The organism is Centipeda infelix ATCC 43532, from assembly GCF_000234095.1.
Classification (GTDB): Bacteria; Bacillota; Negativicutes; order Selenomonadales; family Selenomonadaceae; genus Centipeda; species Centipeda infelix.
Genome location: NZ_JH376800.1, coordinates 40,318 through 62,822 on the forward strand (window position 1 = coordinate 40,318; position 22,505 = coordinate 62,822).

The following is a 22,505-nucleotide window of genomic DNA, read 5'->3' on the forward strand; positions in this document are numbered from 1 at the left end:
TCCCATTGACGAAAGTCGCTGCGGCGCAGAGCGCTGCGGCGGCTTTTTTTTCATACGTGTTTATGATATGATGATATGGGAATGATCCGAGAAATGGGGGAACGCAATCCAATGAAAAATATTCGGACAACGGTGCAGGGGCGCATTGCGCGTGTGGCACTGCTCATGTTTGTCGTACTCGTTGTCCTGACGTTCCGCTACGCCTATCTGCAGGTGATTCAGGGCGACGCGCTCGCACAGCGGATGCGCGACCAGAGCGGCTACGAGTTCCGCATTCAGACCCTGCGCGGTCCGATTCTCGACCGCAATGGGAAGGAGCTCGCAGTCAGCAGCATGACGAAATCGCTGTTTATTGATCCGAACCATGTCTATGACGCGCATGATCCTGCGGAGATTGCTGCCGATATTGCGCCCATCCTCGGCCTCACGGAGCAGGAGGTTCTCGACGATATTGCTGTTGGCGGCGGCTTTGTCTGGGTCAAGCGATGGCTTGAGCACGATGAATACGAGGCAGTGCGCACGGTCATTCGTGAGAAGGGCTACAGCGACTGCCTCGGTTTCCAGAATGAGGCAAAGCGTTACTATCCGAACGATGCCCTCGCGGCGAATGTGATCGGCTTTGTCAGCTTGGAGGATAAGGGACTAGGCGGTGTGGAGCATGCGCTCGATCCGCTGCTCAAGGGGGAGGTGCGCGAGGAGCGCCTGACCGTCGACGGACAGCGGCGGCCGATTCTCGACTCCATCTTCTTCGGGCGGCGCACCTATGGCGGCGACTACTGCAAGACGGCAGTGCTCACCATCGACAGCACCATTCAGTTTATGGTAGAGCAGGAACTTGACCGCGCCATGGCGGAGAACATGCCATCCTCCGTCACTGCGATTGTCATGAATCCGAAAACCGGCGAAATTCTGGCGATGGCATCACGCCCTTCGTACAACCCAAACCGCTTCTGGGAGTATACGGATGAGCAGCGTAAGAACCGTGCCGTCTCCTTCAACTACGAGCCGGGCTCGACGTTCAAGGCGATCGTTGCGGGGGCGGCACTGCAGGAGGGCATTGTCACGCCAAATCAGGTCTTTTATGATCCCGGCTATGTCATTGTTTCGGATCGTCGTATCCAGAACTGGAACAATGAGAGCTATGGCGCAGTTACCTTCGTCGACATTGTGAAGAACTCACTCAATACCGGCTTCGCACAGGTCGGGCTGTCGCTCGGTGCGGAAAAACTGATGCACTATACGCGGCTCTTCGGCTTTGGTGAGCGCACGGGCATTGACCTGCCGGGCGAGGAGGAGGGAATCCTGTTTCAACCTGACGAGATGCTGGACTCGGACATTGCGACCGCTGCGATCGGGCAGAGCATTGCCGTAACTCCCTTGCAGCTCGTAACAGCGATGTCCGCGATTGCGAACGGCGGTACGCTCATGCGTCCGTATATTATTCGCACGATCAAGAACCCTGACGGATCGATCTACGAGGAGCGTCAGCCGCAGGAGGTGCGCGAGACCCTGCAAAAGACCGTTGACCGCACGCTTATCGGTCTCCTTGAGCAGGTCGTTGCGACGGGCGGCGGTGCAAAGGCGGGGGTCAAGGGATACCGCATCGCGGGCAAGACTGGAACGGCACAGAAGACCAGCCGTGGGATCACGGGGTATCTCGAGGGGCGTTACATCGCCTCGTTCTGTGGGTTTGCCCCCGTCGAAGATCCGATCTTTACCGTGCTTGTCGTGATTGACGACCCGCGCGGCGGCAACTTTTATGGAGGGCAGATCGCCGCGCCCGTCGCATCACGCATCTTCGCACAGCTCCTGCGCTACGCTCACGTCGAACCGTCGAGCAATGCCTTCGCCAAGGAGGGGCAGGAGACGGATGTCAACCCACGCACGCGCACGGAGGAAAAACGTATGGAGGCGATCGCGACCCCACCGGAGGGGAAGGCTCTTGTTCCGGACTTTACAGGGCTGTCCATGCGTGAGGCGGCACGTCTCGCCGAGCAGCGCGGACTCTTCTTCGAGAGTGAGGGCACGGGGGCTGCGGTCGGTCAGAGTCTCAGCATCAACGATATTGTCGATCAGGGCACGCATGTCAAAGTATATTTTAAGGCGACATGAATTTATCAGTGCTTCCCTAGGCAATGCGTATTGTTCATTGGGGCTGCCGCACGAAAATATATCATGCGGCAGTTTTTTTGTGTCTGTCCCTTGACATTCGATGAAAAAATGAGTAGTATATAAACATACTTATTCTATATGTTTAATAAGGTGCTGTGAGATAAAGGAGAATGAATTATGGCAAATGTTTACCAGACTGTGACGGAACTCATCGGACACACGCCGCTGCTTGCGGCAAAATCATTTGCACGAACGCATGACCTGCATGCCAATCTTCTGGTGAAGCTGGAATACTTCAATCCGGCGGGCTCGGTCAAGGATCGCATTGCGATTGCGATGATCGAGCAGGCGGAGCGTGAGGGGAAGATTGCGCCGGGTGCGACGCTGATCGAGCCGACCAGCGGCAACACGGGTATCGGTATCGCCTCGGTTGCAGCGGCGCACGGCTATCGTGCCATTCTGACAATGCCCGAGACGATGAGCGTCGAGCGTCGAAATCTGCTCAGGGCATACGGCGCTGAGATTGTCCTGACCGACGGTGCCCAGGGGATGAAGGGGGCGATTGTGCGTGCGGAGCAGCTGCAGAAGGAGATCTCGAACTCGTTCATTCCGTCGCAGTTCGAGAACCCGGCGAATCCGGCGGTGCATGAGCGTACAACAGGGCCCGAGATTTGGGAGGATACCGATGGAAAAGTGGATGCATTCGTAGCGGGTGTCGGCACAGGCGGAACAGTCTCCGGTGTTGGCCGCTACCTCAAGAGCAAGAACCCGTCCATTCACGTTGTTGCGGTGGAGCCGACGGACTCGCCTGTGCTTTCGGGCGGCAAGCCGGGGCCGCACAAGATTCAGGGCATCGGCGCGGGTTTCATCCCTGTGACCCTCGACACAAAGGTCTATGATGAGATCATTCAGGTGAAGAACGAGGATGCCTTTGCCTACGGCAGAGAGTTTGCCCGCCGTGAGGGCGCGCTCGTCGGTATCTCCTCGGGAGCTGCACTTGCAGCTGCGGTAGAACTTGCGCATCGTCCGGACTTCGCGGGCAAAACGATTGTTGTCCTCCTGCCCGATGGCGGTGACCGCTACCTCTCGACGGACCTTTTTCTCGATCGCTGACCATATTGCATCAAAACAGCAGAGTGCGCAAGCACTCTGCTGTTTTGTCATCTATGGCGTATCCATTTCGCCATGTCTGCATCAACGAATCCTCCACATAGCTGCTTCTATGCGTTCGGTTATATTGCTTATAGGATAAAAATCCTATATGAAGTTGATATTAAAAAATAATATTTGAATAAATTTGCTTATGAATCTCTTGCTGCATACGATAAAACAATATATACTAAATAAATATATTTTATTGCATACAGGAAAACATAAATATATGAGAACATTTGCGCAAGTCGTATTTTCCGTGTGCAATGGAAATGTGGGCATAGGGATCGTTGCTGTGTCTGCAAAGCGAATGGGGTGTATAGGACAATCGTATGAGTACTTGGACAAAAAAAGTGATGTTTGTGGGACTGCCGCGCTATTTCGAGCAGCTTCTCGCCGCCTGCTTCCGCAAGGAGGCATGGGAGATCTGTCGTCTGCGCAGTACGGCGGAGGAAAAGCCACCACAGGGCATTCAGACGTATGACTGCGATGTGGATAGTGATGAGGCAAAGCAGGTTTTTGCCGTTCAGAATCTCGATCTTCTCATCTATCGTCTGGAGCGTGAACCTTCGCACGCGATGCAGCATCTCGATGCGCTCCTGCGCTTGGCGCAGCAGACGAAGGTACGGCGTGTCTTTCTGCTCTCGGGGACTGAGGTATTTGCACCCGGATCCACCCCCATGGAGACGGATGCGCCGTCTCCACAGACGGAGGAGGGGCAGCTGCTCGTGCGTCTTGAGACGCTGGGGAACGCCTACCGTGAACAGGGGCTTCCTGTCTCCATTCTGCGTATGGCGGAGCTGTATGCACCGGGGCAGACGTCCGATGACGGATTCGTCGGGCGTCTTTTTGGTGCGTCCCTGATGGGGCGTGCTCTGCCGCAGTATGACGACCCGGCACAGGTATCCTACGGGCTTCTGGATGCACGCGATGCGGTCTATGCCGTCTGCCAGGCAGCGGAGCGCAATTTTGAGGGGCCATATCTGCACATTGCAGCACCGCACGGGACGACGATGGAGGAGTTCTATCGAATCTGCACGTGCTTTTTTCCGTCCATGCGCATGGGGGCGACGCCGCGTGCCCCGCAGGGGCATGCTGTCCTGTACAGCGCGATCGTCGAGCGCGAGCTGGGCTGGCGTTCACGGCGACCGCTCGCCGAAGGTCTTAAGGAGACGTATGAGGCGATGCAGACGGCGCGTGGCTCCTATGTAGAGGATATCCGTGTACTCTCGCGCCGCGCGCGGTTGGAACGCATTCGTCAGAAGATCGTCCCTTATGCGGAAAATCTGGCAGGTGCACTTGTGACGGCAGGAGTATCGTATTTGCAGGGCGGCAGTTCTGTCAACAGCATGACGGCGTTCGATTTTGCCTTTCTCTATATCGGTACGATGGGGCTTCTCTACGGAAAGCAGCAGGCTCTCATTGCGGCTCTGTTCTCGCTGATCCTGCTCATCCACAGCCTTCTCGCACAGGGGGGTGATCTCGTTGCAATGCTCTACAACCCGCGTGAGTTCCTGCACTTCGTCTCCTACTTCTTTGCCGCCGTGTTGACGGGCTACTTTGCCGATCGTGAGAGCTACCGACTGCGTGCGGACAGCCGCATCAAGCGGCGACTGCAGTATCGTTATTCATTCATCGAGAAGATTTTCAAGGAAAATCTCGCAGTGAAGGATCGTCTCTACCGTCAGATTGTGAACTCAGACGACAGTATCGGTCGTCTCTACCGTATTGTCTCGCGTCTGGACTCGGTCGAGACGGAGAATCTCTACACCCAGACGGCATCCGTGACGGCAGATATCTTGAACGTCAAGGATGTTGTTGTCTACATCGTGGGCGAGGGAGGCTGGTATCTCCGCCAGAAGGTGCGTCTCGGCAGCAGTACACATGAACTGCCGCGTTCGGTGCGCGTTGGGGACAACCCCTATCTCGTGCAGATGCTCCGTGAAAAGAAAATATTTGTCAATCGGGATCTCGTCAAGGGGCTGCCCGATCTTGCCGCGCCGATCTCGTACGAGGGGCGCGTTATTGCCGTGCTCCAAATCTATAACCTCGACTTCGAGCAGTGGAGTCTCTATGAGCAGAACCTCCTCTCAATCACGGCACGTCTTGTCTCGAGCTCGCTCGCCCGCGCGTACGCGTGGGAGAAGGAGACGGCAGACCGCAAGTACGTGGACGGGACGCGTATCCTGCGCATGGAGGAGTTTGACAAGGTTATTGAGGAGTTCCGGGAGCGGCGTCGTATGCAGCCGGACTATCCCGTTGCGCTTCTTTCCGTCGAGGCTGCGGGACGCAGCTACAGCGAGCTGGATCATCAGATCGCAAACAGCATCCGCGGCGAGGACTTCATTGGCGTAACGCCGGCAGGGGTTTCCCTGCTCCTGCCCGATGTTGCGGGCAAGACGCTCGATATGGTGCGTGAACGTCTGGCCAAGGTCGGTGTGGAGACCGGGGAGAGCCAGGCACTATGATGGGGAGTATATTTGCAGAAACCGCGTACATCTTTGCGCTGAATGCTGTGCTCGCTCTTCTCTATGCAGCGGTCGAGGCACGGCGGCGCGGCAGGATTTCGGCGGCGGCAAAGGGGAGTTTTGCCCTTGCGATGCCGGTCATGGGGCTCCTCATCCTCGTCCTGTACGAGCTCTTTGGGCAGATGCTCGGGCTCATGAAGCGAACGGGGCCGAAGGAGGAGGACGAGGATCTCAGTATGTCCTTCGGCGAGCACGCCTACAGCGGGGATATCGTACCCCTGCGTGACGTGTTCCTCGTGGACGATCCGAAGCTCAAGCGCAAGTTCTTTACCGATGCGATCAAGCAGGATGTTGTGGAGCGGCAGGCGATCCTGAATGAGGCGGTGCACGACAGTGACCGCGAGATTGCCTACTATGCCGTGTCGATGATGACGGCGCACATGGAGCAGCTGAGCGAGGAGATCTACGCGCTTGAGGAGGCAATGAAGCGCGGCGCGGATGACGATGCGCTGCTCAACGAATACGTGGACAAGGTGCGCGAGTTCCTGCTGCGCCAATACGGTGACTCTGTGACGCGGGAGCAGCAGCGTACGCGCTATATGGAGATGCTGCGCATCCTCGCGGAGCGTCATCCTGACCATCCCGCCTATCAGGCGGAGGAGATCCGCGGGCTGATCCGCAATGGGCAGCTGGAGGCGGCGGAGACGGCATGCGCCGCATTCCGTGCACAGCACCCCACACAGGAGCTGCCCCTCCTCCTGATGCTCAGCCTTTTTCAGGCGTCGCATGATATGGAACGTCTGCAGGAGACCGTTCAGGCATTGAAGCAACTGCCGACCCGCCTCAGCAATGAGGCGATGCAGGCGATCCGTTACTGGGATGGAGGTGCGCCTCGTGAATAAACGCAGTCTGTGTATTTTGCTCGGCATTGCGTTCCTGCTGGGGCTGTTCTTCCAGTACAGCCGTCTCGACGGCTTTCTCCATCTGGGGACGGTGGGCAATCGTCCGCTTACGGAGCGGTTGCTCAGTTCTGCCCCGACCGATGAGGACCTGCCGCGCGAGAAGTTCCTCATCATCTACGACCCGACGGATGTGCTGAGTATGTATGCGCGGCACAATATGGAGAAGATCCTGACGGAGAAGCGCAAGGCGTTCGAGAGCCGTCCGCTCGACGACCCACAGCCCCTCCTCGGCTCCTATCAGGGCATCGCACTTGCGACGGGACATCTGGGCAGCATATCTGTGCTGCCACAGATCATGGACTATGTACGTGCAGGCGGCACGGTGCTCGCTCTGCAAAAGATCGAGCCGGTGGAGGAGCGTCCCATCGACGCGTCGACGCTTGCGGACTTTGGCATTGCGCAGTTGGGTGAGATCACGGATGTGTATGGCATCCACATTCATACGAATTTTCTCGTCGGCGGCAAGGATTTTCACTTCGGCGAGGGGACGGCGTTCACAACGCAGGCAAATGCAGTCATGCTGACGGCGGATGCTACCGTTCACATCACGAGTGTCGATGGGACGCCGCTTCTTTGGGAGAAACCGCTCGGCGAAGGGAACATCTATGCATACAACGGCGTGGAGCGCGACGACAAGACGAACCTCGGTATCTTTACCGCGCTGATGGCGCACTGTGGGACGGACACGATCTATCCCGTGGTCGGCGTGAAACTCTTTGTTCTGGACGACTTCCCCGCGCCTGTCCCCGAGGGCGATTTTGAGCGCATCTACGATGAGCTTGGCGTGGATACGGAGACGTTCTACCGCAAGATCTGGTGGCCGTTCATCCGCCGTCTTGGTGAGGAGGAGGACATCCGCTATACGGGCGCAATCATCGAGACGTACGGAAACCAGGTCAAAGGGCCGTTCCGTCCGCTCGGCGGCAGGGCTGCGCGCGATGGCCTCATCATCTATGGGCGTGAGCTGCTGAACATGGGCGGCGAGCTCGGCTTGCATGGCTACAATCATCAGCCGCTCGCGCCCGAGGGCTACGGTCAGCCGCGCCTGAACTATGTCCCGTGGGAAAGTCAGGCGGATATGGAGGAGGCACTGCACGAGCTGCGGAACTATGTGAAATCGGCTTATCCCGACTACGAGTTCCGCTTCTATGTGCCGCCGTCGAACATCATGAGCCCTGAGGGAAAAGAGGCGATCCGCAAGGTGTTCCCCGAGGTCATCGCCTTTGGATCGCTCTTTGACGGCCCTGCGAATGAACGTGCCTACTACCAGAACTTCGAGCGCAAGGATGGCGTGTTCGAGCTTCCGCGCATCAGCTCGGGGCACGAGGATGATGGGCTCATGCTCTGGCAGGAGATCAGTGTGCTCAACTACATCGGCGTGTTCTCCCATTTCATCCACCCCGACGAGCTGTTCTATGAGACGGCGGCCAATACGACGTGGCATGACATGGAGACCGGGCTGAGATCCTTCATGCATAAGATTCGCACGCATTTTCCGTGGCTAACGGCAGAGACAATCTCGGACAGCCTGCCGTTTTTCTCGGACTACTTTGACATGGACTACCGTGTGCAGCGGATGACGGACGGCATGGAGCTCTATACATGGGGCTGTGCGGGCGAGCTGCGCTTCCTCCTGCACACGGCGCATACAATTGAGCGTACGGAGGGCTGCACGGCAGAGCTGGCGGATGAGGGGGTCTACCTCATTCGCACCCATGCCCCCATGGCGCGTATCTACTGGAAGGAGGTGCCCTGATGCGGATCTGTATTCTCGCGGAGGGGTGCTATCCCTACGTCGTGGGCGGGGTGTCCTCGTGGGTTCAGATGCTCATGACGGGGCTGCCGGAGCATGAGTTTGTCATTTACTCCGTCGGTGCGGAGGCGAAGGATCGCGGTAAATTTAAGTACAAGCTGCCCGAGAACTGCGTCGGGGTCGAGGAGGCCTTTCTGGATGAAATTCTCTCCCTGCGCGGCTCGGAGATGGTGGAGAACATCCTCACGGGGGAGGAGCAGCAGACGCTCTACGAGCTTGTGAGCGGGAAGCGGGATGTGCCGCTGAAACACCTCGCAGAGATTTTTCACTACGGACGCTGGAAATCGCCGCTCGCGGTATTTATGTCGAGCGATTTCTTTGATATCATCGTGCGGATCTATCGTGAGGAGTATAACAATCTCCCGTTCACGGATTTTTTTTGGACGATGCGCTCGATGCTCCTGCCGCTCTTTTATCTGCTTCAGCAGAAACTGCCCGAGGCGGATGTGTACCACAGTGTCGCAACGGGCTACTGCGGCGTGATCGGTGCGATGGCGGCGACGCTCTACAACAAGCCGTATATGATTACGGAGCACGGGATCTACTCGCGCGAGCGCGAGGCGGAGATCATCAAGAGCGACTGGGCAAAGACGGATTTCAAGGGCGTCTGGATTCGCTATTTTTATTATCTTGCGCGTCTCTCGTACCACACGGCAAATCACCTCTATACACTGTTTGAGCACAATGGGAAGATTGCCGAGGGACTCGGCTGCCCGTCGGAAAAGATCAACATCGTTCCGAACGGGGTGCATATGGAGCGATTTTCACACATTCCAGAGCTCATCGACCACGGCGGACCGATCACGATCGGTGCGGTCGTACGCGTCGTGCCGATCAAGGACATTCTGACACTGCTGCGTGCCTTTGCTATCGTCAAACGCGAGATGGGGGATGCGCAGCTCGTCGTTATGGGTGGACTTGAGGAGGATCCCGACTACGTCGCCGTCTGTCATCGGACGGTGCGGATGCTGGGACTCGAGGATGTGACGTTCACGGGCTCCGTCCCTGTGGCGGAGTATCTGCCGAAGATGGATATTCTCGTGCTCTCGAGCATCAGTGAGGGGCAGCCGCTCGCCGTCCTTGAAGGATTTTCGGCACACCGTCCCTATGTGACGACGGATGTGGGCTGCTGCCGCGAGCTGATCTACGGCGACAGCAACGATACCCTTGGAACGGCGGGTGCCGTGGTTGCGCCGATGGACTACGAGGCGATGGCATACGAGATCCTGCGTCTCGCACGCAGCTATGAGCTGCGCCGCTCGATGGCAGCGGTAGGTTTTGCACGGACGCAGGCGCACTATACCTATGAACAGTTTATTGAATCGTATCGAATAGCATACGAACGCGAACGAAAGGAGGGGGCACATGGCGGGCGTCGGATTTGAGCTCAAACGGCTCTTTCGTGCACGTACGGCGACGGGGCATCTCAAGGCATATTCGTACTCTGCGATTGTCACCACGGGGCCGTTTGCCCTCCTCACGAGCATGGTGCTCGCGATCCAGATGCTGTTTCAGAACTACAATGTGGATGCGGATGCGTCGGCGGTCTTTCTGGGGGCGGTGGTCTACTCCTTCGTCTTCTCGCAGCTTCTCTCCTGCGGCTTTACCATTGTGCTGACGCGCTACCTCGCGGACTGCATCACCGTCCAGCACTATCGCGACGTGACACCGTCCATGTTCGGCATGAGTGCGATCCTGCTCGTACTGGGGACGATTGCATCGGTCCTTTTCTTCTGGGGGAAACCGCTCGCGCTCGAGCTGAAAATTCTGTCGCATCTCTTCTTTTCCGCGCTGCTCCTCGTCTGGGTCGGCAGCGTCTACCTCACGGCGGTAAAGAAGTTCAAGTATCTGATCCTCGGCTATGTCGCGGGGGTTCTCATCAGTCTTGCACTGTCGTTTGTCTTTTTGCAGACGGCGTTTCTAACGCCCGCTGCGGGAGCACTGCTGGCGATGGATGTCGGGATGGGCGTGCTCGTCCTCTTCTTCTTCCTCTACGTCACGAGCCGATTCGGTCTGCCGACGGATGGGATGCTCTTTGCATTTCTCCCGTATCTCGGGCGGCACGGGCGTCTCTTCATCGGCGCGTTCGGCTATACGCTCGGGCTGTTCCTGCCGAACATCATCATCTGGCAGGGGCCGTGGGGGGTGCTGATTCAGGATACCTTCCTCTATGCGCCGCGCTACGATGTGGTGGTGTTCTACGCGCTGCTCTCCATCCTGCCGCTCACGACGATGTTCGTGGTAAAGGTGGAGACGCATTTTTACGAGCGTTACGCGCATTATTTCAGCGCGATTACACGCGGCGGCAATCTCCACATGATCGAGGACGCACGCAAGGATCTGCTCTATGTCATGTGGTTTGAACTGCGGCAGGCGTTCGAGTTCCAGTTTGTCTTTACGCTGGTCTTCCTCGCGTTCGGCAACTACGTGCTCTCGTTTGCAGGGCTGGACTACAACTCGGTGAATATGTTCAACGTCATGCTCTTCGCGGCGTTCTTTGCGGGCGCACTGCAGGTGCTCATGATTATGCTTGAGTACTTCGACTTCCAGAGCGGCGTGTGGCGGATTGGCGTAATCGCTGCGGGGGCGAACCTCGTCTTTGGCATTCTTAGCCTGTATCTCGGAGAGAAAAGCTATGGATTCGGCTTCTTCCTCGCGACGGCACTCGCGCTTGCCTACAGCGTGTGGGCACTCATGCGCTTCGGGCGCGGGATCAACTACTATGTGTTCTGCGCACAGCCCATCTTTTATCAGGCAAATGCGGGGATTTTCTACACGATTGCAAATTGGCTCTATGGGGATGCGCTTCCGGATCTGGAAAGGATGGAAAAGGCATGAGTATGCTACGAAGGCGGATGCGATGCAGCGGTTTCGTGCGCCCTGCGGCAGCGGCGGTGTGTGCACTCTGCACCTTTGGCACAGGGCATGGGACAATGGCGGCAAGTCACGATACCCTGCACGATGTCCCCGGCTACTTCTCCTATATGTCGAATGTGGAGGGGGAGATCCGCTCCTACCATGCGGCGGTGGATGGCCTTGCACAGGCGAAGACCGACCTCGAGAATGCGCGGAACAACCTCGCGGAGGCGCGCGCGGCGACGGCGGATGCGGCGAAGAACCTTGTCCTCGTCGGGCAGAACCTCAGAGCTGCCGAGGATCATCTCACCGCTGTCCGCACTGCCCTCTCGGTTGCCGAGGAGGCGAGTGCGGCACGCACGGCAGAGGCGATTGCCGCGCAGCAGGCGGAGGCGGACTATGCGCCGCAGGTCTACGCACAGCGTGCTCAGGTCAACGCGCTGAGTGCGCAGGAGAGCCGTCTCACGGACACGGGTACAGGTAGTGCCGCCGGTTCGCGCCGTGCGGAGGTCGTTGCCCGCGTTCTGCGCGAAGTCGGCTATGAGCAGAACCGCATCGTGGACGCGCAGATCATGGTCGAGGCGGCACTGGCGGGCGGCTCTGTTGGCACGGGAGCGGAAGCCGGTACAACGCAGCTCGATGCCATCTCGGCGCAGCTGACGGCGGCGCAGACGGCACTCGATGCCGTGGAGGCACATTTTGACGCGCTGACGGCGGCACGTGAGATGGCGGAGGATGCCGAGCGCGACGCGCGCGAACTGGTTGCGGAATATCAGCAGGAGCTGACCGCGAGCACGGCAGATCTCACACAGCTGCAGAGCGACCGCGTCGAGGCGGAGAACTATGACCGCGAGGCACGGGCGTGGGCATCCGAGGCTGCGCGTGACGAGGTGACGGCACAGAAGCAGCTCGCACAGAGCGAGCACGAGCTGAAGTACCTCGGTGAGGGCAGGGGTTATCAGACGGGGCTCGAATACTATGCGTGGCACGGCGACCATGCGGGGCATCAGCTCTATCTGCCATTCTCCTACTTTGCACGCACCCATGCGGGCAAGACGAAGCTCGACTATGGACTTTCGACGGGCTATGTAAAGTCCGATACGGGCTATGAAAATGGAGGCGTGTCGGGCTGGACAGATACACAGCTCAGTGTTACACTACGCAATGAGAAACCGATCAATCGCATTTACTATGGATTTGGTGTTAGTGTACCGACGGGGCAGAGCCGTTTTGCCCGTTATGCGGTCGTGCCCGAGAGTTTGGCGCGCTTCACGGACTTCGGTGCGGGCTGGCAGTATATCCCGAGCGTTGAGGTCGTGCATCTCATCACGGAGCGTGACCGATTGACGGGACGCTTGAGCTACACCATGCGCAGCAGTTACGACTACTCGAAGGAAGTGCCAAGTGCACACGTTTCTCCCGGCAATATTTTTTCGCAGGAAGTGGAATACCTTCATGCGGGCGAGAAGAAGCAGTACATGGTGCAGCTCTATCACAATATGACGGGGCGTTCGGAACAGGATGCGGTGGATACGGACAGCCGCACGATCATGGGAAAGACCAATTACCGTGACGGTGATGATTGGGAGCTGCGCTATTTCCACAATCAGAAGGTGTCAAAAAAGGACGAAGTGCGGTTTTATGCCATCTATGCGCTCACGGGCGCAGCCAGCGGTGTTGCCTCGCAGGATGTTGCGCGGCAGTACTACGGTTTGGGGCTGCGCCACGTCGTTTCGCCCAAGCTTGCATGGCTCGCGATGGCGCATTACTCGGATGTCAGCAGTACATCCGACCCGCTGCGTACGGCACTCAATACGGGCGGCGGCTTCAAGCGCAAGTCTCTCGTCGCGGGCGTGGAGTGGAAGATCACCGAGCGAAAGAATTTCACCTTTCAGGCGGAGCGGTATGTCCGCAGTGATGACGGCGGATTCGGCTACAATGGCTGGGGCGCTACATTCTGGTATCAGGAGACCTTGTAAGGAGGATGTATGGGGACTATCAAAAAGGGGCTTGCTGCATTTCTTGTCGGTGCGGCGGGGCTGTTCGGGCTGAATCAGCTGCCGCACGCCTGTGGGAGCAATGTCAATGAGGCTGCGCGGCAGACACGCATTGTTCCGGAGACGGCAATGATCGATCTCACGGCGCAGCTCGGTGACTATGCCCGCGCGAAAAACGCGTCGTTTCTTCTTGTCGGAAACGGACCGACGGGGCTCCTTGAAGCGACGGAGGATAACTCCGAGGAGAACGTCGCGCGTCTCATTCGCGCCCTTGACGGATTCTTTATGGAGTCGCGCTTCTATGACGGCTACGAGGAGGACGGGGAGAAGGCGGAGCGCAATGATGCGGAGACAGATGAGTTTCTCGCCGCGATGCTGCGTAAGCCCCTCCTTGCAGGCAAGCAGGTCTTTGTCCTTGACTATGTGAAGGGGAAGAAGATCTGTCATGTGCAGGAGTGGGGCGCGGCGGAGGGCTATATTGCCGACGGCGGTGACCGCCTCCTCGATGTGATCCCCGACCGCCGGCCGATGAACGAGAACGCGAACAGCATCACGCAGCTGCGGCAGGTGAAGAACTTCCTCGTGCTGCTCAATCCCGAGCACTACAAGACGCGGGAATCGTATATCAAGGCACTCTCTGAGACGAACTACGATCTGCTGATCGTTGATCTCTACTATGATGATCAGCCGCTCTCCAAGGAAGAGACGGCGCGGCTGAAGCGCAAGGCAAATGGCGGCGAGCGGCTCCTCCTCTCCTACATGAGCGTCGGTGAGGCGGCGGACTACCGCACCTACTGGCAGCCCTCGTGGACGGATGAGCGCCCGCACTGGCTCGCCGGACCGAATCCTGAGTGGCCGGGCAGCTACAAGGCACGCTATTGGTCGAAGGAGTGGCATGACCTCCTCTACGGCAGCCCCGATGCCTATCTTGACAAGATCATGGCGGCGGGCTTCGACGGTGCTTTCCTCGATGTCATGGATGCGTGGCAGTACTTTAAGGAACATGAGTGATAGAATAGACCTCCTACGGAATGTGGGAGGTTTTGTGAAGTCCGTCAGATTGGCGCAGATTTTTCGTCCGAACAAGGAGGCAAACCGGACGCATACCAGGGGCTATGTGGAGAATTTGCCGACACAGTGCGGGAAAAAAAGATGCACTAAGATGGCGTGGCTGAATTTATCAGTGCGTCCCTAACCCATAATCGAATCACATAAAAACGAGGCACGACGGCGAAATGACCTAACCCCCAAAAGTTAGATTTGAGGAATCTAACTTTTGGGGGTATTGTAATGGCAAAATACAGTATGGCATTTAAACTGAAGATTGTAAGAGAATATCTTGCAGGAAAAGGAGGCTATCGGACATTATCCAAGCGCTGGCAGGTTCCTTCCATACGGCTACAGGAGTGGGTAAAATCTTATCAGGCATTTGGAGAAGCTGGTCTGAAGCGCTCCCGTGTACAGCAAACATACTCTTTCGAGTTTAAGCGTTCTGCGGTAGAATGTTATCTGTCAACAGAGGTATCCTATCAGGAGGTAGCTCTCTCCCTCGGTCTGAACAATCCGTCCCTGCTTGTGCGTTGGACCAAGGATTATCGCAGGGGCGGTGTGGACGCCCTTCGTCCCAAACCGAAAGGAAGAACACCCACTATGCCAAAACAACACAAAGAAAGCATCCAAGACACGCCGCAAGACGAGACCACACAGCAGTTGCGTACACTTCAAGAAGAGAATCTGAGACTGCGCATCGAGGTCGCCTATTTAAAAGAACTCAGGAGGCTGCGTCTGCAGGAAAAGATGCAGAGCAAAAGGCAAGGATCGTCCACAGCCTCCGAGGAGAATTTCAGCTGAAAGACATCCTTGTCGTCACAGGGGTTCCCAAAGCGACCTATATGTACTGGCAAAAGAAATTTGCTCAACCGCAAGTGCCGGATCAGCGGGAACAGATTATCCTTGCCATTCGTAAAGAACACAAAGATTATGGCTATCGCCGCCTATGGGCGCAGATGCGAAATCTTGGGTACAGGATCAATCGCAAGGCAGTGCAGCGGATTGTGCAGAAGCTTGGACTTCAAGTGCATTCCTTTACGCACAAAACGCGCAAGTACAGCTCTTACAGGGGTTCTGTCGGAACGGTAGCGGACAATCTCCTCAACCGCAGATTCAAAACCTCTATCCCGCACCAGAAGATCACAACGGATACGAGTGCGTTCAAATACTGGCTGCAGGGCGAGGATGGGAAGCCCGTCGCACATAAGCTGTATTTCGATCCGTATATGGATCTGTTTAACAATGAGATTGTCAGCTTCCACATTGGGCAGACACCATCTGCTGCGGGCATTCAGGCTGCACTTGAGGAGGCGATTCGTGTGACATCGGATTGTCCTTATCGGCGCACCTTTCATTCGGATCAGGGCTGGGCATATCAGATGAAGTCATACACAAAACGGCTGAAGGAGGAGAGAATCTTTCAGAGCATGTCACGCAAGGGGAACTGTCTGGACAACAGCGTGATGGAGAACTTCTTCGGGCTCTTAAAGCAAGAGATTTACTATGGGCGCGTCTACCATAGCTACGAGGAGCTCAAGACGGCGATCGAAGAGTACATTGTCTACTACAACGAGTGCCGCATCAAGGAATCTCTTGGCTGGCTCAGTCCAGCACAGTATCGTCGCAAACAGCAAGTTGCATAACAAAAAAGCGCAGGAAATCGCTTTCCTACGCTTTCAGGTCTAACTTTTTGGGGTCACTACAAAATGCTGTCGTGCCTCGTTTTTGTATATGCGCTTATTCGGCAAATGCCGCTGCGAGATTTTTCAGTCCCTGTTCGAGCGTTTTCCACGGACAGGCGGTGTTGATGCGCTGGAAGCCGCTGCCGCCCGCACCGAAGATGGGGCCATCGTCGAGCCAGAGATGTGCGTCACGGATGATCTTTGCGTTGAGTTCTTCATCCGAAAGCCCATAGGCGGAGAAGTCGAGCCAGAGGAGATACGTTCCTTCCGGCTCGATGAGCGTCACCTTCGAGAGGTGCTGTGCGAGGAATGCCCTTGTGCGTGCATTGTTCTCTTCCAGATAGGCGAGGAGCTCCGTGAGCCACGCTGCGCCGTGCTCGTACGCTGCCTTTGCGCCCGTGAGTCCGAGCGTGTTCGGCTCGTCGTAGCCTGTGCGGCTCAGTTCCTCCTTGAAGCGGTGGCGCAGCTCCTTGTCCCGAATGAAGATGTTCGAGATCTGAAGTCCTGCGAGGTTGAAGGTCTTGCTCGGCGAGGTGCAGGTGACGGTGATCGCCGCCGCCTCATCGGAGATCGCGGCGAACGGGATGTGACGGAAGCCGGGGCGCACGAACTCCTCGTGAATCTCGTCCGCAACGACGATGACGTTGTGACGCAGGCAGATCGCAGCGAGCTGCTCGAGCTCTGCACGCGTCCAGACGCGGCCGACGGGGTTGTGCGGGCTGCACAGGATGAAGAGTTTGACGCTGTGCGCGATAATCTTCTGCTCGAAGTCCTCAAAGTCGATCTCGTAGTGCCCCTCGATGAGGTGGAGGGGACTATCGACAAGGACGCGTTCGTTCTGGCGAATCATGTTCGCGAACGGGTAGTAGACGGGCTGCTGAATGAGTACAGCATCGCCCTTTTTCGTAAATGCGCGGATGGCGGTCGCGATCGCAAAGACGACACCGGGCGTGATGATGAGGTCGCTGCGCTCGACGTTCCAGTCATGGCGCGTGTGGAACCAGTTCTGAAGGACGGTGAAATAGTCGTCCTTCACCTGGGTATAGCCGAAGATGCCGTGTGCGGCGCGTGTTTTCAGCGCATCAATCACAGGGGCGGGCGTGCGAAAGTCCATATCCGCGACCCAGAACGGCAGAATGTCTGCGGGGTAGCCGCGCTCGGCGGCGAAGTCGTATTTCAGACAGGAGGTGTTCCTGCGGTCGATGATTTCGTCAAAATTGATGGGCATATACATTATCCTTTCTGAGCGGCTTTTTTGAGCGCCTGTTCCAGATCCTCCTTTAGATCGTCCACATCCTCAAGCCCCACGGAGAGGCGGAGAAGGCGATCATCCAGTCCTGTGCACGAGACGAGGTAGTGCGGCATCTCCGCGTGCGTCTGCACAAGGGGGTAGGTGAGAAGGCTCTCCACGCCGCCGAGGCTTTCGGCGAATGCAATGAGCTTTAGATGTGCGAGGACGTTCTGTGCGATTTCAGGTGTTTTTACCTTGAACGAGATCATCGCACCGAAGCCCATGCTCTGCGAGCGTTGCAGCGCATACTGCGGATGATCGGGGAGCCCCGCATAGTAGACCTCCGTGACCTCGGGCAGAGTGCGCAGCCATTCGGCGATGGCAAGAGCGTTCTCTGCCTGACGTTCGACGCGTACACCGAGCGTCTTGAGACTGCGGAGCATGAGCCACGCGTCCATTGGCGAGAGATTCGGCCCCTCGGATTTGACGAGCAGTTCGATCTCCTTTGCCAGATCGGAGTTCGCATCCTTTACGGCAAGGAAGCCGCAGATCACATCGTTGTGACCGCAGAGGTACTTTGTGCCGCTCTCGACCACGATGTCCGCACCGAGGGTCAGCGGCTTTTGGAAATGCGGCGAGAGGAAGGTATTGTCCGCGACGAGGAGTGCGTTCTTCTCGTGTGCGATCTGTGCGAGTGCGCGGATGTCGGTGACGAACATCATCGGATTCGACGGGGTTTCAATGAAGATGAGCTTCGTCTCCTGTCGCGTCTTTGCGCGGACAAGAGCCGTATCGCGCTGATCGACGTACTCGAAGTCGATGCCGTAGCGGCTGTAGATGTCGTTTGCGAGGCGTACCGTGCCACCGTAGAGATCCTCGGGCAGGAGGACGTGATCGCCCGCCTTGCAGAGGGCAAAGACGAGGTTGATTGCCGCCATGCCCGAGGAGAGTGCCCACGCGCGGCCACCGCACTCAAGAAGGGCAATCGCCCGCTCCAGATCGCAGCGCGTCGGATTCGCCACGCGCCCGTAGTCATAGCCCGTGCTCTCGCGAAACGCGGGATGGCGGAACGTCGCGGACAGATAGATGGGCGTTGTGAGTGCGCCCGTCGCATCGTAGTTATGACAGCCGTGTACCTCGGCAGAGAAATCCTTCATAAGCATATCCTTCCTTCACATCAATTTGTCCAATTATAAGCGGGTGTACTGTTCCGTGTCAAGAATAAAATATATAAAACATATTTGAAAACGATGTTATTTTATGTGGTAAGAATTATTCTGGAAGAACAAAACGGCAGCGCACGAATCTATACTCGTGTGCTGCCGTCGTTTGCGCTTATGTATCGCTTGTGCTCTTATTGGTCGGAACGACGATTGTGCTGCGGTCTGCGTGCTTCTTTGCAGCGGCAGTCTTTTGATACTCTCTGAGTGCGGCGAGTGCGGTCAGGTCATCCGGCTGCGCTGCCGCAAGTGCCGCGCGTTCCTTCTCCTGCGCCTTCGTGAGCTCTGCATCGCGGTCGGCACGCTCCTGCAGTGCCTGACCGCGCAGTTTCATCGTGTGGTGTTCCTTGTCCTTCATCGCGAGTTTCAATTGTCGGATTTGACGATGATACAGTGTGCGCTCTCCATCGATTTCATCATCTGTCACGAGATCATCCGTCACGAGTTTCTCAAGCGCATCCACCTTGCCGTGCAGCTCGCTCAGCTTGTCCTCGTCCGTCATGCCCGCCCGTTTCAGTTCGTCTGCCTGCTTCTGCAGCTTTGCCTTATCCTCGTCTGTGAGGCCCTCATCCGTCTGAATGCGCTTCTCGATCTCCGCCGCCTGTGCCTTCTTTGCTTTCTTGTCAGCGATTTCTTTCTCGTTTGCTGCAAGTGCCAGCTCTGCAGGGGTCAGATCCTCCTCCATATCGGCACTTTCATTCAGTGATTTTCCTTTCGCGCTGATATAGACCTCGACTGCACGGCTCAGGATATCCGTCACCGTGCTTTTCTTCTGCTCGGAAGCCTTTCCTGCCGCAGCAGAGCCGTTTCCATGCAGGAAGGGGAGCTTTCCTGCATCCTGTGCGATACGCATTCCACCATCTCCAATCCGTGGGATATAATTCCTTCTAATAGCATTATCGGGATTTATGCTTACATATTAAATACATTTGACAAAGTGAATCACGCGTAGTACATTGTAATCAAAAAGGAGGGATGACAATGAGTTTTTCGATCCGACTGACAGACACGGAGAAGGCACTCGCGGAGAGCTATGCGAAGCTGCACGCGATCTCCCTCGGTGAGGCATTCAAGCAGGCGCTCTTTGAAAAGATCGAGGATGAGTACGATATCGGGCTTGCCGAGGAGGCGTATGCGGAGTATCGTAAGAATCCGACGACGTATTCCCATGAGGAGTTTTGGAATGACGTGATGACATCATGAAGTCCTGTCGACTGATCTATTCCGAGCGGGCAAAGAAGGATGTCAAAAAACTTGATCCTTATACGAAGCTAATGATTAAATCGTGGATTGAGAAAAAATTCCTATACTGCGAGAATCCGCGTGCATTTGGCAAGGAACTTACAGCGAACCGAAAGGGGCAGTGGCGTTACCGCATCGGCGACTATCGCTTGATCTGTGCCATCGAGGATGATCGCCTTGTCATCCTTGCACTTGCCATCGGACATCGGCGGGAAATATACTGATGGTGAGGGATTACAGGAATAGGGATACGACTGTTTTGACAATGGATGGAGAGAACCACTATGTTTTTGGAAGAAGAGAGATTTCTTGAAGGGCTGTGGGCGCATGGGATGTTTCGTGCGGAGGATATTGCAGGCAAGGAATGCCTTATCATCGGCGGGATGTATTTCTGGGAAAAGAATTACTCAGTCACACTGAATGACCGTTTGATGGATATGGGCGCGGCACGATGTGACAACATGGTGCTGTTCAGCTATCTGGTCTTAGAGTCCTTTTGTGATCTGACGGACGTAGAAGAGGCAATTGGGGCAGTACATTACGACTACATCTTTGTCCTCAACGGCATGGAAAAAACCCGCCGTATTTGTGAGGGTGTTCGCCAAGTTCAAGAGATCTGCCGACCGGGTGGAAAAATCTTTGTCGCAGCAAGAACTCCGAAAGAACTTTCTGCACTGTATTCCATCGAATCGTATGAGGATGTGTGGCGCTATGATGTGGATGATCTGTGCGCCTTGTTCGGCAGCTGCGCGTTGGAGGCAAAGGCATCGGATGATGGGCTCTTTATCGGTGCACTGTTCACACGGGGGGCGCAAACTGCATCATCTTCGGTGGATTCCCTGTTCTATGTGAGAAGCGGGGCACGTATCACCATGGGGGAGGCGGAGCAACAGGGCGTTTTTTGCAACGCATCGGATCTCGATGCCATCGGGATAAAATACCGTGTTGGGAAATCCAGTATGGATCACAACTACCTTGTCAACTATGAGCGCTTCTTGGAGTCCTTGCGCACACAGCCCGTGCGTCTGCTAGAGCTTGGTATTTTCTTTGGTGCAAGTATGCGGATGTGGGAGGAATATTTCCCTCGGGCAGAGATCTACGCCGTCGATATTGAGCCGGAGTGCGGTAAGTTTGCAACGCAGCGTGCACATGTCATACAGGCTGACCTTTCCAATCGGGAAGAAGTCTCCCGCCTAAGGGAAATTCGTCCGCAGATCATCATTGACGATGCTTCTCATATCGTGAGCCATCAGCTGCTTGCGCTGTTTACGCTCTTTGATGTGCTTCCAAGCGGTGGCATCTATATTTTGGAGGATCTGGAGACTTCGTTGCATCCGGAGCAGTACAGTGACATTTACCGTGACTGCCCACTGGATGCCTATGAGGTCTGCTCACGCATTGCTCGTATTGCGGCGCGTAAGGTTCCCGATGACGACAGCATCTATGCGGATGATATCAATCGTATTGGGATGGCGGCTGAGCTTGTTTCCATCATGACGGGCAGTGTTGTATTCATCCGTCGCTGACGATCAGCTGAAATGATCGTCGTCATAGCCCTCGTTCCAGTCGTTCCAATCGGCATAGAGATTCTCTGCGGGCGGCAGATCATCCTCATGCGCATAGATATCCTCATCCTCGAACCGATCTTCCGCAGGATAGTCCCATGTATCATCGGGATATTCGTCCGTCTGTGGCGGCACTTCGTCCGTGCGACTGTTGCCGTCCGTGTGCGGCAATATCCCTGCAGCACTGACATCGGGGATGAGGATGCCGAAGAATTTTGCCGCGATGTATGTGCCAAACACGGCGATCAGCAGCTTTTTCCACCATGCGAGCGGCTTTGGTGGAGGGGCTGCTTTTGTATTTGGACAATGTGATTGCGCGGGCATTTTCCTTACCTCCACTTGTGCGTAGAATAAGAGAACAGGTTAGCCCTCAATGGGGAAATAATCTGCCGGAACGGGCGCAAGGATGCCGACGAAGATAAAGTCCTCCGTACCCGTGTTCTTCATGCCGTGACACATGCCTTTCGCCGAGACGATGATATCGCCCTTTGTGATGGGACGCTGCTCATTGGGCGTGGGATAGAATACGCCCTCACCCTGTATGCAGATCCAGATATCATCCGCCTTGGCATGTCCGTGCGGCTTGATTTCCTGTCCCGGCTTTAATACCCAGACCACACCGCTCGTCGAATCGGTGCTGTAGATCGGTGTGCGTGTGGCGACGTCGCCCTTCTTTGCCACATCGGCGAGACGATAGCGGCGCGTCTCAAAGTCGTTTGTAATCGATGTGCTCATGATGGATTCTCCTCCCATTTGTTCGTTTGTAAAAATATTCTCTATATATTATGATTCGTCGTTGGATATAGATATCCTGCCACAATAAAGAACGGGTCTGCTTGAAAGATGATATCCTCCAAGCAGACCCGCTCGTTCACTCAATATCAGCGTCCACAGCCACAGCCGCCGCGTCTCTGATTTGCGCATGCACCGCGTGATGTCTGTGCGCAGTCGCCATCGTAGCAGTAACCTGCATTGCCGCCATAGCAGTACGCCGTGTTCTGACGCTGCGGCAGCTCGCACGCGCCGTCCTCGCAGCCATAGGCGAGTACCTGTGCACCTGTGGCGAGGATGAGCCCCGCAAACAGTCCTGCAATCATCTTTTTCATAACCATTTCCTCCCAAAATATAATGGATTCTTACCTCTATTCTATCATA

At 56.2% G+C, this 22,505-nt stretch carries 20 protein-coding genes; 14 read left to right on the forward strand and 6 right to left on the reverse strand.

The window, feature by feature from the left end; genetic code table 11:
• The first annotated feature begins 111 nt into the window (after positions 1-111).
• The 11 genes from HMPREF9334_RS09050 to HMPREF9334_RS12180 all read left to right on the forward strand — a co-directional run bounded on the left by HMPREF9334_RS09050 (position 112) and on the right by HMPREF9334_RS12180 (position 16,053).
• Entirely contained in the window at positions 112-2,112 is a 2,001-nt protein-coding gene (locus tag HMPREF9334_RS09050) for a penicillin-binding protein (protein WP_039957490.1), read from the forward strand.
• A 177-nt stretch (positions 2,113-2,289) separates the two neighbouring features.
• On the forward strand, positions 2,290-3,225 hold the full coding sequence (gene cysK / locus HMPREF9334_RS09055) for a cysteine synthase A (RefSeq protein ID WP_006693168.1): 936 nt from the start codon (positions 2,290-2,292) through the stop codon (positions 3,223-3,225).
• 395 nt (positions 3,226-3,620) lie between these two features.
• Positions 3,621-5,732 (forward strand): GAF domain-containing protein, encoded by a 2,112-nt coding sequence (locus HMPREF9334_RS09060; RefSeq protein ID WP_245535247.1) that lies wholly within the window; start codon positions 3,621-3,623, stop codon positions 5,730-5,732.
• Complete coding sequence (locus HMPREF9334_RS09065; protein WP_006693170.1) at positions 5,729-6,634, forward strand: hypothetical protein; 906 nt, start codon at positions 5,729-5,731, stop codon at positions 6,632-6,634. The genes HMPREF9334_RS09060 and HMPREF9334_RS09065 overlap by 4 nt, the downstream gene beginning before the upstream one ends.
• Complete coding sequence (locus tag HMPREF9334_RS09070; RefSeq protein ID WP_006693171.1) at positions 6,627-8,450, forward strand: DUF2194 domain-containing protein; 1,824 nt, start codon at positions 6,627-6,629, stop codon at positions 8,448-8,450. The genes HMPREF9334_RS09065 and HMPREF9334_RS09070 overlap by 8 nt, the downstream gene beginning before the upstream one ends.
• A complete protein-coding gene (gene pelF, locus HMPREF9334_RS09075) occupies positions 8,450-9,892 on the forward strand; it encodes a GT4 family glycosyltransferase PelF (RefSeq protein WP_006693172.1) in 1,443 nt (480 codons plus the stop codon). The genes HMPREF9334_RS09070 and pelF overlap by 1 nt, the downstream gene beginning before the upstream one ends.
• Positions 9,873-11,345: an exopolysaccharide Pel transporter PelG gene (gene pelG / locus HMPREF9334_RS09080; RefSeq protein ID WP_006693173.1), complete on the forward strand. Its 1,473-nt coding sequence runs from the start codon at positions 9,873-9,875 to the stop codon at positions 11,343-11,345. Before pelF ends, pelG begins: the two co-directional genes overlap by 20 nt.
• The gene (locus HMPREF9334_RS09085; RefSeq protein WP_006693174.1) at positions 11,342-13,342 is read left to right on the forward strand and encodes a coiled-coil domain-containing protein; all 2,001 of its coding nucleotides are present in this window, start codon (positions 11,342-11,344) and stop codon (positions 13,340-13,342) included. The genes pelG and HMPREF9334_RS09085 overlap by 4 nt, the downstream gene beginning before the upstream one ends.
• Before the next feature lie 9 nt (positions 13,343-13,351).
• The gene (locus tag HMPREF9334_RS09090) at positions 13,352-14,371 is read left to right on the forward strand and encodes an endo alpha-1,4 polygalactosaminidase (RefSeq protein ID WP_006693175.1); all 1,020 of its coding nucleotides are present in this window, start codon (positions 13,352-13,354) and stop codon (positions 14,369-14,371) included.
• Positions 14,372-14,405: 34 nt separating this feature from the next.
• Positions 14,406-14,555 (forward strand): hypothetical protein, encoded by a 150-nt coding sequence (locus tag HMPREF9334_RS12660; protein WP_006693176.1) that lies wholly within the window; start codon positions 14,406-14,408, stop codon positions 14,553-14,555.
• Positions 14,556-14,650: 95 nt separating this feature from the next.
• A protein-coding gene (locus HMPREF9334_RS12180; RefSeq protein WP_425358158.1) for an IS3 family transposase occupies positions 14,651-16,053 on the forward strand; the annotation gives its coding sequence in 2 pieces (ribosomal slippage) (positions 14,651-15,122 and positions 15,122-16,053; 1,404 coding nt in all).
• A gap of 94 nt (positions 16,054-16,147) precedes the next feature.
• On the opposite strand, the gene HMPREF9334_RS09105 is transcribed toward HMPREF9334_RS12180, so the two are convergent.
• From HMPREF9334_RS09105 to HMPREF9334_RS09115, 3 genes are all read right to left on the reverse strand, one after another.
• Positions 16,148-17,320 carry a MalY/PatB family protein gene (locus tag HMPREF9334_RS09105; RefSeq protein WP_006693179.1) on the reverse strand — a complete coding sequence of 391 codons (1,173 nt, stop codon included), beginning with the start codon at positions 17,318-17,320 and terminating at the stop codon, positions 16,148-16,150.
• Between the two features lie 5 nt (positions 17,321-17,325).
• On the reverse strand, positions 17,326-18,480 hold the full coding sequence (locus HMPREF9334_RS09110; RefSeq protein WP_006693180.1) for a trans-sulfuration enzyme family protein: 1,155 nt from the start codon (positions 18,478-18,480) through the stop codon (positions 17,326-17,328).
• Between the two features lie 178 nt (positions 18,481-18,658).
• Positions 18,659-19,396, reverse strand: a complete 738-nt coding sequence (locus tag HMPREF9334_RS09115) for a hypothetical protein (RefSeq protein ID WP_006693181.1) — start codon at positions 19,394-19,396, stop codon at positions 18,659-18,661.
• A 128-nt stretch (positions 19,397-19,524) separates the two neighbouring features.
• Here HMPREF9334_RS09115 and relB point away from each other — a divergent pair, with 128 nt between their 5' ends.
• The 3 genes from relB to HMPREF9334_RS09130 are packed head-to-tail and all read left to right on the forward strand — an operon-like array spanning position 19,525 to position 21,311.
• Entirely contained in the window at positions 19,525-19,746 is a 222-nt protein-coding gene (gene relB / locus HMPREF9334_RS09120) for a type II toxin-antitoxin system RelB family antitoxin (RefSeq protein WP_006693182.1), read from the forward strand.
• Positions 19,743-20,009 (forward strand): type II toxin-antitoxin system RelE family toxin, encoded by a 267-nt coding sequence (locus tag HMPREF9334_RS09125; protein WP_006693183.1) that lies wholly within the window; start codon positions 19,743-19,745, stop codon positions 20,007-20,009. The genes relB and HMPREF9334_RS09125 overlap by 4 nt, the downstream gene beginning before the upstream one ends.
• Before the next feature lie 60 nt (positions 20,010-20,069).
• Positions 20,070-21,311: a class I SAM-dependent methyltransferase gene (locus HMPREF9334_RS09130; RefSeq protein ID WP_156792930.1), complete on the forward strand. Its 1,242-nt coding sequence runs from the start codon at positions 20,070-20,072 to the stop codon at positions 21,309-21,311.
• A 3-nt stretch (positions 21,312-21,314) separates the two neighbouring features.
• Here the strand turns inward: HMPREF9334_RS09130 and HMPREF9334_RS09135 are convergent, their stop codons facing one another.
• From HMPREF9334_RS09135 to HMPREF9334_RS09145, 3 genes are all read right to left on the reverse strand, one after another.
• Entirely contained in the window at positions 21,315-21,674 is a 360-nt protein-coding gene (locus HMPREF9334_RS09135) for a hypothetical protein (protein ID WP_006693185.1), read from the reverse strand.
• Between the two features lie 39 nt (positions 21,675-21,713).
• Positions 21,714-22,085 carry a cupin domain-containing protein gene (locus tag HMPREF9334_RS09140; protein WP_006693186.1) on the reverse strand — a complete coding sequence of 124 codons (372 nt, stop codon included), beginning with the start codon at positions 22,083-22,085 and terminating at the stop codon, positions 21,714-21,716.
• Between the two features lie 146 nt (positions 22,086-22,231).
• Entirely contained in the window at positions 22,232-22,456 is a 225-nt protein-coding gene (locus HMPREF9334_RS09145; protein WP_006693187.1) for a hypothetical protein, read from the reverse strand.
• Positions 22,457-22,505: the final 49 nt, after the last annotated feature.